Below are 14,024 nucleotides of genomic sequence, written 5' to 3'. Positions count from 1 at the left end.
TATTTTATCTTATCTATACCTTGTGCTTATCATGCGTAGCATGGATTCTCCAAGGTTTATTAAATAAAAGTATGGGGATATACAGGTTTACGCGTTGGTTAGCTCGTGCTGCTCGCGTAGATTGATGATTATTACAGCTATTAAAATAAGCAGTATGCCAAAGCACTGAAATCCCGATACAACTTCCTGCAAAACAAGCATGGCAGAGAGTATTGAAATAGGTATCTCTAGGCTTGAAATTATATTACCCATAGCTATTCCAGTTTTAGGGATGCCTTTTGTATATAATAAGGGAGGAAGGATCGTTCCAAAAATCGCAATAAGCATTCCCCAAGGTAATGCTCCAATTTGCATATACCGTACGATATCAATGTTCCAAAACACTACGATGAGTAATAGTCCGCCCAGAACTAAGAATTGGCTGCGCAATGGACTTGGTAATTGCTTCTCTACAGAACTTGATGCATAAATTGCCAGAGCATAACTTATCCCGGCACCGAAGCCTAATAGTATTCCTTTGTAGTTAAGGGCGATATCATTTTGCACTATATTAGTAGCAAAGGCTGTTCCGAGTAGGACAATAATAACACCTATTATCTTTACACGTGAAGGGAATTTTCTTAAAAGCAATGCTTCTGCGACTAGACTAATCCAAATAGACTGCATCAGTAGAATAATCCCAATGGATACTGGAATGTATTGAATGGATAGATAATAAAGTGTTGTGGTCAGACCTAGAGAAATGCCCCAGGCCATCAATTTAATCTTCGATGAGAATTTGATGACGTTACATTCTTCTACGTTGCGTTTTGATAAAAGATTCAATGCCAGCAAAACGAGAAATCCGAACATAAATTGCAAAAAGGTCAATAAGCTGGTATGTATACCTAAATGATTGGCATATTTTACAATTGTTGCAAGAAGTCCGTAACTACAAGCACCAGCAGCAACATAGAGTGTTGATTTATAGTCCTTCATTTTGAAAATAGTTTTGAAATAAAGCCAATTGCTGTGATAGTGATTTGCTCCAGTAGGATGTATTATGTCCCCCTTTTGATTCTATATATAAGTGTTCTATGTTTTTGCTTGTCAGATGTTTATGGAATGTTCTGTTCATTTCCAGCATGTGTTGGTCTTCCGTTCCACAATCGACAATATAGTGCTGCTTATTTTGCATCATCCTATCCTCATTGCTGTAAATCCGTTCGCTGTCTTTTAGAGTTTTTAAATCTCCCAGTACTTGGTCTACCTGATAGCCTTGATATCCTTTTCCGAAGCGACTGAAATCTATGGCCCCACAGGAGCTTCCGACAATTGAAAACGTGTGGGGATAAGCGATACCGATGTGGAGCGCTCCATAACCACCCATGCTCCAGCCGAGGATTCCTCGCGCACTTTTATACGCTAAGGTAGGGTAGTGACGGTCGATATAGTTAACGAGTTCGGTACCGATAAAAGAGGCATATTGTGAATGAGGATTTATGGGGCTATCCACGTACCAGGAATTGAAATTTCCATTGGGCAGGACATAAATAGTCTGAAATGTGTTTGCTTTTTGAAGTAAATCGGGGATATCGTCCTGCAAAGTACGGTCTGGATTGCCACTATAACCATGGAGAATATAGACGGTTTTGTATTGAACACCATGTTGGATGTCGGGTGTGACAATAATGGTCTCGATATTTTTGTCCATCTTTTTACTATGGACTTTGGTTCTGATTATCTGCTGAGCTGTTAGCGGTAGGATAAGAGCAGAGAGTAGGAGTGTGCATATTGTTTTCATGTCCTAATAATTTGTTTTTATAGGACGAAATTCTAAAGTTTAAAACTGGAAAACATGTACAAATGTTGATGGAATTATGATTTTAATTCTTTACGGATGCGGCTTAGCTGTGTTGGCGTTACTCCTAAATAAGACGCTATATGGTGCTGTTTCAGTCTTTTAAAAAGCGATTGATTTTTATAAAGTTCCATATATCGCTCTCTGGCAGATTTCCATTTGAGTTCAATTTCAAGTGGTTCTTTTTTTACTACCCAATTCTTTTCGAGATAGGCAAGCTGAAAAAGTGCTAGATCATGGTGGGTCGCTATAAGTTCGCGAAAAACTTTAGCGGAATACTGGATCAATTGAACATCTTCGAGTGCAACGATACTGAATTTACTTGGTTTTTCTTCGATGATTGCAGCAGTGGAAGCACAAAAGCTGTTTTCGTCGAAAAATAATTTGTAGATAATGTTGCCATCAGCATCCAGTTTATAATACCCTAATAGCCCCTTGCAAACAAAATAATAGTATTTAGCGTATTCTCCAGCCTGCAGGATGAGTTCGTTTTTTTTGAACTGTTTTACATGAAAGATCGTTTTCAAAACTTCTGTTGTAGCCGGGCTAAGTGGTGCATAGCTATTCATTTCGAAGAGGAGTTTTTCTATCATCAGGAGTGGCTGTTAGTTTTAGTTTGTCAGGACAAGTCAATTACGAATGCTGGCAAGCTTAAAAAAAGAAAAGCTAATCGCAAGATTAGCTTTTCTTTTGTGATCCCGCTGGGATTCGAACCCAGGACCCATACATTAAAAGTGTATTGCTCTACCAGCTGAGCTACGGAATCTTACTTCTTTATTTTTGAACTACCGTTCCTTGTTTGAAGTGATGCAAAGATAGGGTTTATCCTTATTTCTCACAAGTATTTAGGCCATAAAAATACTTTCTAGCACTTTAGGGCTTCATTTTAAGTGATTTATTTTTTGTTTTAGGAAAGGAATTCCCGGTCTTCATCGGATAAAAGGGACCTTCGTTCGCTGCTCTCTTCATCAGCTTCTTCAATATTGTCCTGTTCATACACCTGCTGTTTCTTCTTTCCAACTTTTAGGACGAATACAAATACAATTCCTGCAATAAAAAAGGCCAATAATAGCTTCCATAGTGCCACTTGCGATTCCCCAAGAAAATTGAGCTGCACCGATTGCGGATTTTTGACGCACACTACCGTGATGATAACCGTTATCAAGATTAAAAAGATATTACGCATGTTACTTTAAACTATATGTCGTTATTCTAACAGCGAATATAGGGAATATCTGTTTTTAATGGATATCGATCTTTGCACGATTTAAGCTTAGAGCATTCGCGATAACAGAAGCGGAACTTAAACTCATTGCAGCGTCTGCTGAATTGCGACGTAAAAAGCGTTTTACTGAAATCACCCTATAGTATACAGAATAGAGGCGCTTTCGTATTGTCGATGAGGTGATCAGTATATTAGGGATGTATAAGGTTAAGATAGCAGCATTGCTTGGGGATGTTTGATCAACGTATAAATGGTTACTTGTTCTTTCAGAACTGCTTCGTGAAAAGGGGCCGGGATCATCAATTTAAATGTTTTTCGGGCGGTTTTTACCAGGAAAAGAGCACCATGAATCACTTGCTTATCGTCGATGATCAACGTGTACCGTGTTGCCGGCTGATTGGCTAATTTTTCTTTTTCGATGAGTTGTATGAGTTGTTGCATTGTATCAGAATATTTAGCCAAAATTACCAAATACTTAGCATTTATTGTTTTTTTCTAATCGTTGCTATTTGAAATTTATCCAGTGCTTTCAACCTTTTATTATTTTTTTAATAGCTAATAATCGTTTTAGCAAAGAAGAGATTTCAAAACATAGCGCAATCGATTGCGTATTTAGTCTGCTAAAATGCTACATATGAGAAGGATGTGTTTGCTAAAGTTTGTTTAACTTTTTTAGCTTTGTGCAACAAATATCCAAGAAAACAACATTATGAGTGGTATAACTACACTAGGTCAATTTATCATTGAAAAACAGGCCGATTTTCCGTATGCAAAAGGGGAGCTTTCTAGACTACTGCGCGATATTGGAATCGCAGCAAAAATTGTAAATAGAGAGGTTAATAAAGCGGGATTGGTTGATATTTTAGGCGATGCAGGCCGGGTCAATGTGCAGGGCGAGGGACAAAAGAAACTGGATGTTTATGCCGATGAGCAGTTTATCAAAGCGCTTCAAAGTGGAGGAGAATGCTGTGTAGTTGCCTCAGAGGAACATGAAAATCCAGTTTACATCCAATCCGGGATTTCCAAAAATGCCAAATATATTATATGTATTGACCCATTGGATGGTTCAAGCAATATTGATGTAAATGTGTCTGTCGGGACGATCTTCTCCATCTATAGGAGGATATCTGACACCGGTGTTTCGTGCAATAGCAATGACATTTTACAGCGCGGTACAAAGCAGGTTGCGGCTGGTTACGTAATCTATGGTAGTTCGACAATGTTAGTATATACGACAGGCAAGGGCGTAAATGGCTTCACATTAGATCCTTCGATCGGTGAGTTTTGTTTATCTCATCCAGATATGAAAATTCCTGCTTCAGGTCAGATCTACTCGATTAACGAGGGTAATTATTCTAAATTTCCGAACGGGGTAAAGCAGTATATTAAATATTGCCAAACGGAAGATAGTGCTACGCAGCGTCCATATGCGTCGCGCTATATTGGCTCAATGGTGGCCGATATTCACCGCAATCTTCTTAAAGGGGGTATTTTTCTTTATCCAACTACATCTGCACATCCTAATGGCAAGTTGAGATTAATGTATGAATGCAACCCCATTGCGTTCATTGTTGAGCAGGCGGGGGGCAAAGCTTCCAATGGCACTCAGCGTATACTCGATATTGAACCTAAAACTTTGCATCAACGATCCGCTGCTTTTTTAGGCAATACCGATATGGTCGAACTACTGGAAGATTTCTTACAAAAGTATATTGATTGAATCTGTAGTAATTCAATGACGGGTAAGATTCTTTGGAACACAAGAATTATTTATCTTTACACTCAGAAAATGGCTTCATTATTGCAAAGCTATTTCTTGTCAAGATCTGTCGTATGTTACGTTTTTTAGTTTTTATTTCGTTTGTTTCAGTAGTATTTTTTTCTTGTAAAGAGAATCCTCCTACATATGGCGATGTTTTGGCGAAGGGCTTTGAAAATAAATCCTATAAGGATTTTGATTCAACCGCGTATGTCAAAATCTTCCATGACGTGTACAATAAGGAAAAATCGAAGTTGAATAATCCAAGTTGGATGAAGGAATTATCCGATTCCACGGAAGGGATGACTTTAATTTCGGAGCATCTCTTTGATGGTAGCATCGATACATTGCTGGCGTATTTTGGACGAAGTGAGGAGCATGGTATTCGTAGTAGTTATTTCCATACTTCAGCCATTAAAGAAACTTTGTTTTCTTTGCGGAAGCTGAAAACTAAAGATGTTGCAGCGGCCTATCCCTTATTAGCTAAGCTTGATCTATTAAGTACAGATGGACTGGTAGCTTATGTAAGTTGTCTAAAATATGGTGTTGTCAACCCCAAGCGTCTTTATGGTAGATATTTTGTTCCTCAAAAGCGTATGACCTACAGTAAAGTTGTGCACTTGCTGGACAGTGTGAACATTGGAACTGTTTTGAACGATATCCAACCAAAAAACCAATACTACCTCAAATTTCAGAATCTGCTGCACAGTGGAAATTTATCGGGGACGCAGCGGAGCCAGGTTCTATTGGTATTGGAAAAATTACGTTGGATGGGACAAGATTTTCCAGAAAAATATGTTTTTGTTAATATCCCTGAACAGCGTCTACATATTATCGAAGATGGAAAAACTAGCCAATTAATGAATGTATGTGTAGGTGAAACAGAAAATCCTGCCTATTCACGTAAGGGGGAGAACCATGAAACTCCGGTGATGCAGGGCATGTTGGATGCCATGCAGGTTAATCCGGTGTGGAATATTCCGAATAGTATTGTTAAAAAGGAAATATTGGCAAGCGTGCGGAATAATCCGAACTATCTTGCATCGCGCAATATGGTTGCTTACTACAAAGGTAAACAAGTGGATCCTGCCACTGTTAACTGGAATTCCGATTCTGTCGAGAACTTTCGTTTCAAACAGAATCCCGGTTCGGATAATTCCTTGGGGAATGTGAAATTTTTATTTGAGAATCCATACTCCATTTACCTTCACGACACGCCGGCGAAACAAATGTTCGGGCAAAGTAATCGAGCCGTTAGCCACGGTTGTGTTCGGGTGGAAAAACCCGTGGATTTAGCATCTTACCTCGTCAATAATGAGAAACAGGCCGAAAAAATTGCGAAGGAAATTACGACAGATTCGATTTCGAAGTCGCGTTGGGTCACCCTTAAACGCCAGATGCCAGTTTACATCACTTATTATACCACTTGGTTGGATGACGAAGGGAAAATTGTTACTTATCCGGATATATATGGTTATGATCCGCGTTTGAAGGAAGCGTTAAAGAAATATTGGTAAAATTAATCAAAAAGGCTTAACTCATGTCGTTAAGCCTTTTTTTGTCGCTAGTATTCAGAGTTGTAGGCTAGTGCTATCCGGACAAAAGGATAGTCTTTGTTGACATTGTTATGGTCTTGATAATGACCTTCCAATCTAAAGTAACCGGAGTAAAGGTTGACACCGAAATTTTTCCAGATACGCATTGAAGCACTTGTGGATACCGCGTGTAGAAAATGGTGGGATTTGTTACCACTGATTGTGACAAAATATCCGCCACGGTAATCTACGCCAAATTTAAAGCGGTTTAATGTGCTCAATGTGGCTGAAGCCCTAAAATCGGCCCCGGGGCCATAATCGTATGTGCGGCTTTCACCAAAATGGAGATAAGGATCGGGTACAGCGGCCAATACCACTGGACCACCACCAAGGATGGTTGTCAGCTTGGTACGGCTACCAATATTGAAGTTTGAAAAAACATTATAATTGATGCTCTGTGATCCGTAATAAAAGGCTTCATTGCGTAGAAAGTCGAAATGCGCAGACACGATACCACGATGACGTCCTGTTAAATTGGATAAAATCCGGTTACCGTATAACGAGGCATACACATTGACCGCATTGACGATGGAACTATCATCTGATCCAAGTTCCAAATTGAGGAAGAAGTCATCGAAGGGTTTCTTTTTGTCTAGATCATCGTTGGTGTAAATCAGTTTGATACGGGCATAGATGTCATTCTTTCCTTTATTTAAGATATCATGTTCCTTGGCATCAAACCGTCTTAGCCCCAATTCAACTTCGGTGTGTACTAAAGAACTGTCGACCACCGCACCTTTTACCTTATCTCCCCAGCGCCCATCAAGCAGACGGTTGACGCCGTTTATCGGATTGATCAGCATGGCCAATAGTTCTTTTTTATTACGTTGTCCTTTGGTCAGACTCGGGCGCGAAAGAATATGATGCGATAGTCTATGGGTCATTTCACCTAAAATAGTACCACCAAAACTTGTGTTGATGATGTCATTGATGGATGGTGGTTCTGTTTCACCTGCAGTTTCCCAGATATAGCTACCGGCAACGGTTGCTGCTGTCGATTGTAGAAAACTATAGTTGTTGGATCGGAACGAATTGAAATAAAACTGACCGTGATAAGGATGCGCTATTTGATTTGTTGCAAAAAGATTGTCGTCCCAGGTCCAGGCTGACAGTTTTAAATGGCTAAAGAAGTTTTTAAAGGAAATATGCGAAACAGGATCTTTGCGAATGAAGTAATTAACCGAAGCAGGAATAGCCTGGATGGAAAACCATTCAATTCCAGCTCTTAAAAAGTTTTTTTTCTGATAATCAAATAGACTGTCCGTTTGTTTTACGTTGATAAGATGATTGTTCCATAGTCGTGGTTGCTCATCGTGGTGCATGGGATATCTTTCGACAGGTTTCGCTCGAAATAGGCTATCTGAAGTCATTAAGGAATCTCTAGCTGGTAGGAATGCAGCCTTACTATGTCCTATACTCCCCAGCTGGACAAGCCCAAAAAAGATAACTATAAAGAGACTAGGATGACGATGGTTAATACGTTGTTTGATCGAACTGAACATACTGTTTTGCGATAAAATTTGTAAAGAATAACAAATATAGAAGAAAAGTGTTTATGTGATTACTACCTTTACGGCAATTATCCTGTTCAAGTAATTTAAAAATGAACAATACCTTTGAAATATTGAATATAAAATCGATTAATCTTAAGAATGAGCTGTTTGCAGGATTAACGGTCGCAATGACAATGATTCCGGAATCACTCTCATTTGCAATTTTAGCCGGGCTACCACCGTTGACTGGACTTTACGCAGCTTTTTTAATGGGTTTGGTGACCTCCATTTTGGGCGGTAGACCAGGGATGGTCTCTGGAGGTGCTGGCGCAACAGTTGTTGTATTGATGGCCCTGGCGGCAAGTCACGGTATTGATTACCTGTTTGCTGCTGTCGTCTTGGCGGGGTTCATGCAGTTTTTAGTTGGGCTTTTTAAATGGGGGAAATTTGTACGCTTAATTCCGCAGCCCGTTATGTACGGTTTTTTGAACGGACTGGCCATTATTATTTTTATGGCTCAGGTAGTCCAATTTAAGGTGAATACCGGGCAGGGTGCTGAGTGGATGTCGGGGAGTACCTTATACATTATGGGGGGACTGACGCTGCTGACGATGTTGATTGTGATTGGATTTCCTCGGATAACGAAGGCTGTCCCGGCTTCTCTAATCGCTATTCTGATTATATTTGGCTTGGTTTCTGTTTTAGGTATTGAAACCAAAAAAGTAGTGGATATTGCCTCTGTTAGTGGGACATTGCCCCATCTACATTTGCCTAATGTACCCCTGAGCTGGGAAACATTGCAACTGATTTTTCCGTATTCTTTGGTGATGGCTGGAGTAGGGTTGGTGGAGTCGCTTCTGACACTGAACATGGTGGACGAAATAACGGCGAGTAAAGGAAATGCAAACCGCGAATCCATGGCGCAGGGGATAGCCAATACAATCAATGGATTTTTTGGGGGAATGGGGGGCTGTGCCATGGTTGCTCAAACCCTGGTCAATTTAAATGCAGGTGCACGCACGCGGCTTTCTTCTTTTATTGGAGCAATGACCATCTTAGTGATTATTTTGATAGGTGCTCCTTTTATTGAACAGATACCCATGGCTGCGCTGGTCGGTGTGATGATGATGGTAGCCATTGGAACCTTCCAATGGGTGAGCTTACGGATTGTAAATAAATTTCCCAAATCAGATATTTTCGTTGGGATTATTGTCGCTGGAATTACCGTGGTTTTACATAATCTGGCACTTGCGGTGCTTATTGGTGTAGTGGTATCCGCACTTGTATTTGCCTGGGATAATGCGAAGCGCATTCGGGCAAGAAAGTATTTGGATGCCGAGGGCATCAAGCATTATGAAATCTATGGACCTCTTTTCTTTGGTTCGACAGCTAATTTTTTGGATAAATTTGATGTTTTGGAAGATCCCGAGCGTGTCATTTTAGATTTTAAGGAAAGTCGTGTGGTAGATATGTCCGCAGTGGATGCACTCAACAAAATTACCGAACGCTACGCGGCACAAGGGAAAAAAATCGAATTGTGGCACCTCAGTGAAGATTGTCGCTCTTTGTTAAAAAATGCTGCGGGAATTGTGAAGGTCAATATCATGGACGATCCAACTTATCGGGTCATGCCTGGCAAGTAGACTATTTTTTGCGCAGCTCAAAAAATAGTTCATTTTCCTGTCTTTGGGGAATACTATTGGTTGAATCTGTCAAGTGTAATATGTCAAATTGCGATGCGAATAGTTGTTGATATTCCGTTTGATCGCCACCGAAAGGTGGGCCTTGTTGCGCAAATTCCCGTTTGAACAATAAGCCCATCAGTATACCCTGAGGCTTGAGCAAAGTATGCATGTGTTGTACGTAGTTGGGTCGTAATGAAGGATCCAGTGCACAAAAAAATGTTTGCTCAATTATATAGTCGTACTGGCCCTGGTGCTGGAAAAAATCTTGACATACAATTTGGGTCTGAGGGCTATTGGCGAACTCCTTTCTTACCTTTGCAACTAAGGTCTGAGCGATATCAAGTAAGGTAATTTGATGGAACCCCATGTCAAGTAGAGCCTTTGCTTCATAAGCATTTCCGCAACCGGGAATTAGAATAGATGCATCTTTGGCAATAGACGCTGCAGCATAGTTGATGATAGCAGGAGATGCGTAGCCAATATCCCAGCCCGTTGCTTCATTCTTATAACGTTCATCCCAATAGTTTTCATCTAACAATAAAGAATTCATATCTGTTTGCTTGTACATACGCAAGTTAAATAAATATTATGTCAGTATCGAAATAAGTCCGTCGATAACCACGGGTATTTGCAATGCCGCGCTATTTACTTGCTAAAGTAATATTATCCTTGCTTACCATAAAATAGATAAAGAATAAATGATCGACTTCAAGAAATGTATTGTTTTTTATTTTATACTGATTTTACTTTTTTTATTTCTGGTACTCGCATTCGCACAAATCAACTTGGTAAGATCTTCGGAATCAAGTGAAAGGTGTCATTTTTTAAAAAAAATCAATATAGCGAATTGATAGTGCCCATGGATTGATCTCCTATGGTATTGTTGCGGAAGGAGGTCATTTTTTCAAAGGAATAGATGAATATATCCCAAGAAATGCTTTTAGGTTATCTGCGGAATTCAATTTTTTAAGACGTTCCATTACCTATCCTACATGTAACGTTTATGTGCACGTTGATTTAAATAATACTTTTTATTTCTTTAATAGGATTTCGTTATCTAAATTTAATACATAATCTAATATACTTTTACTGTTTTTTATAAAAAGAAAAGCTAGCTAATTGAATAAACCAAGGTTGAACCCCACGGTTCTTTATTATTTTAAACCAATTTGTAATTATGATGAGAAATTTTTTTCTTCATGGAAAGGCGAGACCCATTAGCCTTTTGGGGCTCTGCCTGCTGTTTAGTAAGCCCGATTCTTACGCGCTCAATCTGGATCCGATCAATGCTATTGTCGATCAAGATCAGGTCACAGGGATCATCAAAGATGAGAAAGGTCAGGCGTTAGCCGGTGCTACGATCACTGTCAAAGGAACATCCGTTCAAGCGTCCTCCGATCAACAAGGTGTTTTTTCTATTCGCGCTAAGCGTGGTGATTTTTTGGTCGTGAACTATCAAGGGTTTACAAAACAGGAGGTAGCGGTTTCCGAAAGTAACCTGAACGTAGTTATGGTATCAAGAGATCAAGCGCTTGAAGAGGTCGTGATCATTGGCTATGGTAAGCAACGAAAAGGGAACATTACCGGTTCTGTCGCTACCGTCAATGCAGAGCAGTTAAAAAACATCCCCAGTTCAAATCTTTCCAATTCACTTGCCGGTAGAGCCGCGGGTGTCAATGTCACCAATACTTCGGGGATGGCCGGAGCATCGTCGAGCTTACGTATCCGGGGGAGTTTTGCCGAGCCACTCTATGTAATTGATGGCGTCGTTCGCGATAAAGCTGCCTTCGATGTGCTTGAAGCGAACGAGGTTGACCAAATGACCTTCTTAAAAGATGCTGCAACTGCCGCAGTGTATGGCACCCGGGCCGGTAACGGTGTAGTGGTGGTAACGACAAAGAAAGGAACAGCGCAAGCCCCTGTTTTTAATGTACAAAGTAATTATACTTTCAATATGCCAACACAGGAGCTCCTTGCTAATTTAACGACTGCGCAAGATGAACTCACTTATCAAAATCGGGTAGCCGAATTTCGTGCTCTTTCCATCCCAAATGGACAAAAAGAGTTTGATTATTTCAAGGACAAAAATTACAATGCCAATGACGTTATCTGGCGCAATCCGTTTACACATCGACAATCAATATCGGTCAATGGAGGTGGCGACAAAATTACTTATTATAGTTTGCTGAGCTACCGTAAAGAAAATGGATCTTATAAATCTTTGGATCATGAGAAATTTAACCTGCGCAGCAATATTTCCGCGCAGATTACCGAAGATTTTAGCATGGATTTTAATATTTCAGCCAACCAGACGAATTCGAATCGCTTTTTTTGGCCATTCAGTACATCTTCTAATGATGATGATTTTGATGTGTCTGATTTTTACCGTGTTACATTCAACTGGCCAAAGATGTATCCATTTTATCTAAATGCAGACGGAACGCCGAGCAATACACCAACGGCTTATCCTGTACAGACGCCTATGGGAAGCTGGCAGGCGTGGAATGTGATCGATCAGGTCATCGGAGATCGCTATATAGACCGTAAAGTGCGGCAGGTCAATCCTATTATGACCTTAAACTTGAAGCTGGATAAATTGGTACAGGGCCTTTCGACAAAAGTTGTAGGCAGTTACATTGCTCAAGACTATATGCGCAAGCGTTATATGAGTTTTCAAAAGAACTATACCTTTACGGCCTTAAACCCGAATGACAACCGCTTTATACCAGCTCCACCATCAGAAGCTAATATTAATATTTTTACGTTTAGTCAGAGCCAGCCTTTCATGGATTACAACCCACAACGATTGTGGGAATATCAGGTAAACTGGTTTTTAAACTATAACCGCAAGTTTGGTAAACATTCCGTAGACGGAACATTGGTGTATGAACAGTCCAAAAAAGGAGGGACTTATGTCACTTCACGGGCAGAAAATCCAATTACAGCCCTGGATCAAATGTTTATTTATCCTACAGATCGCAATTTTAGGTCGACAACGGCCAATGAAACGATCGATTCGAGACGTGGTATTATAGGGCGTGCCAACTACAATTATGCGGATAAATATATTGCGGAGTTTTCTTTTCGTTACGATGGTTCACCATTATTCCCGACAGATAAGCGCTGGGGATTTTTTCCTTCAGTATCAGCAGCCTGGCGTGTATCGGACGAAAACTTCTTTACGGATATAAAAAATACGATATCGGATTTGAAGTTTAGAGCCTCTTATGGTACAACGGGTAATGATTTGGATGTCAATGCCGATCGGATCGGGCAATTTGGTTATTTAGAGAAGTATACCACTTCGGGCGGCTATATGTTTGGTGATCGCTATTATAATGGTATAGCGTATGGCGCAACACCAACGCAGAACCTCACTTGGACGACTTCTAAGAGTGTCAACTTGGGCCTAGATTTTGGATTTGTTAATAATAAACTGACCGGTAGTCTTGATCTGTTTTCACGTAAAGAAACCAATATTCTTGGCAGAAGATCACTGAAAGTTCCAGATAATTATGGACGTTTGCTTGCTCCCGAAAATTATGCGGCGAGAAGTTATAAAGGCGGCGAGATTTCTTTTAACTGGAATGATAAGGTTGGTGAGGTGGCTTATGGTCTCAATGCCAACCTGGGGTATGCCAAAGACCGTTGGGACATCTTTGATGAAGAACCTGCATATACCAATGGGCAGCCTCAGTATTTTCGGTCCAGAATTGGACGACCTGAAAATCGAATTATTGGTTTTGAAGCACTGGGTCTGGTAAGGACGCAGGCCGAAGCTGATGCGTTGAAAGCAAAAGGATTTAAGACCTACGGAAGGGATCCTTTTCCTGGGATGATCTTATATAAAGATATTCAGGGAGCCAACTATTCAGGTGGTCCGGATGGAAAAATTGACGATAACGATTTGCAGCTGCTGTCGGACAATAATTCTCCGCGCATCAATTATGGATTTGGATTCAATGCCAGCTGGAAGGGCTTCTATGTATCGACTTTATTTCAGGGGGTTCTTGCTTACGATCGGATGATCAGTAATCAAGAAGGCGGTGGAATGCGTCAGCACGGTGATACCTTTCGCCCATATTATCCAATTTGGGCTTCTGACGTCTGGACACCGGATAATACCGACGCCAAATATCCTCGGCCAACAGGTTACTCCGGATGGGCCGAATCCGGTGCGGCTCCTTCATCATTCTGGATAAGAAATGGAGCCTATTTACGCCTACGTGACATTAATGTTTCTTATCGATTGCCGAAGAGCATGACAGAGAAACTGCGTGTCAAAGATGTTAATCTGTTTTTTAATGGAACCAATTTGTTTGTTTTTTCGCCAATGAAAGAGTTTCATGATCCCGAACAAAAGCTGTATGATTCTTATCCAGTTATGAAAACCTTTACGTTTGGACTTGATGTTAAATTTTAAATGA

The 14,024-nt window shown here is 40.4% G+C and carries 11 protein-coding genes and 1 tRNA gene; 4 read left to right on the top strand and 8 right to left on the bottom strand.

The features are described 5' to 3' along the window. Nucleotides 1-87: 87 nt before the first annotated feature. The 6 genes from B2107_RS09025 to B2107_RS09000 form a co-directional block, all read right to left on the bottom strand. On the bottom strand, nt 88-978 hold the full coding sequence (locus B2107_RS09025) for an EamA family transporter (RefSeq protein ID WP_293955177.1): 891 nt from the start codon (nt 976-978) through the stop codon (nt 88-90). Then, entirely contained in the window at nt 965-1,783 is an 819-nt protein-coding gene (locus B2107_RS09020) for an alpha/beta hydrolase (protein ID WP_293955175.1), read from the bottom strand. Before B2107_RS09020 ends, B2107_RS09025 begins: the two co-directional genes overlap by 14 nt. A 74-nt stretch (nt 1,784-1,857) precedes the next feature. After that, the gene (locus tag B2107_RS09015; protein WP_293955173.1) at nt 1,858-2,433 is read right to left on the bottom strand and encodes a Crp/Fnr family transcriptional regulator; all 576 of its coding nucleotides are present in this window, start codon (nt 2,431-2,433) and stop codon (nt 1,858-1,860) included. 100 nt (nt 2,434-2,533) lie between these two features. Further along, nucleotides 2,534-2,606, bottom strand: a tRNA-Lys gene (locus B2107_RS09010). A 141-nt stretch (nt 2,607-2,747) separates the two neighbouring features. Then, entirely contained in the window at nt 2,748-3,026 is a 279-nt protein-coding gene (locus tag B2107_RS09005) for a hypothetical protein (RefSeq protein ID WP_293955172.1), read from the bottom strand. A 246-nt stretch (nt 3,027-3,272) separates the two neighbouring features. Then, nucleotides 3,273-3,506: a hypothetical protein gene (locus B2107_RS09000; RefSeq protein ID WP_293955170.1), complete on the bottom strand. Its 234-nt coding sequence runs from the start codon at nt 3,504-3,506 to the stop codon at nt 3,273-3,275. A gap of 268 nt (nt 3,507-3,774) precedes the next feature. Between B2107_RS09000 and fbp the strand changes: the two genes are divergently transcribed. Together fbp and B2107_RS08990 are read left to right on the top strand one after the other, a co-directional pair. Beyond that, nucleotides 3,775-4,785 carry a class 1 fructose-bisphosphatase gene (fbp, locus tag B2107_RS08995; protein WP_293955168.1) on the top strand — a complete coding sequence of 337 codons (1,011 nt, stop codon included), beginning with the start codon at nt 3,775-3,777 and terminating at the stop codon, nt 4,783-4,785. A 113-nt stretch (nt 4,786-4,898) separates the two neighbouring features. Then, nucleotides 4,899-6,341 (top strand): L,D-transpeptidase family protein, encoded by a 1,443-nt coding sequence (locus B2107_RS08990; protein ID WP_293955166.1) that lies wholly within the window; start codon nt 4,899-4,901, stop codon nt 6,339-6,341. 47 nt (nt 6,342-6,388) lie between these two features. Here B2107_RS08990 and B2107_RS08985 read toward each other — a convergent pair whose 3' ends face one another. Beyond that, nucleotides 6,389-7,921 carry a DUF3943 domain-containing protein gene (locus tag B2107_RS08985; RefSeq protein ID WP_293955164.1) on the bottom strand — a complete coding sequence of 511 codons (1,533 nt, stop codon included), beginning with the start codon at nt 7,919-7,921 and terminating at the stop codon, nt 6,389-6,391. Nucleotides 7,922-8,022: 101 nt separating this feature from the next. Between B2107_RS08985 and B2107_RS08980 the strand changes: the two genes are divergently transcribed. Continuing rightward, complete coding sequence (locus B2107_RS08980; RefSeq protein WP_293955162.1) at nt 8,023-9,555, top strand: SulP family inorganic anion transporter; 1,533 nt, start codon at nt 8,023-8,025, stop codon at nt 9,553-9,555. A gap of 1 nt (nt 9,556) precedes the next feature. Here the strand turns inward: B2107_RS08980 and B2107_RS08975 are convergent, their stop codons facing one another. Next, a complete protein-coding gene (locus tag B2107_RS08975; RefSeq protein WP_293955160.1) occupies nt 9,557-10,147 on the bottom strand; it encodes a methyltransferase domain-containing protein in 591 nt (196 codons plus the stop codon). A gap of 627 nt (nt 10,148-10,774) precedes the next feature. Between B2107_RS08975 and B2107_RS08970 the strand changes: the two genes are divergently transcribed. Beyond that, entirely contained in the window at nt 10,775-14,020 is a 3,246-nt protein-coding gene (locus tag B2107_RS08970; RefSeq protein WP_293955158.1) for a SusC/RagA family TonB-linked outer membrane protein, read from the top strand. Nucleotides 14,021-14,024: the final 4 nt, after the last annotated feature.

The sequence above is a fragment of the Sphingobacterium sp. UBA7855 genome (assembly GCA_002500745.1).
Taxonomy (GTDB): domain Bacteria; phylum Bacteroidota; class Bacteroidia; order Sphingobacteriales; family Sphingobacteriaceae; genus Sphingobacterium.
Note: the sequence above shows the minus strand (reverse complement) of the source record. Positions and strands in the feature narration are given on the sequence as shown.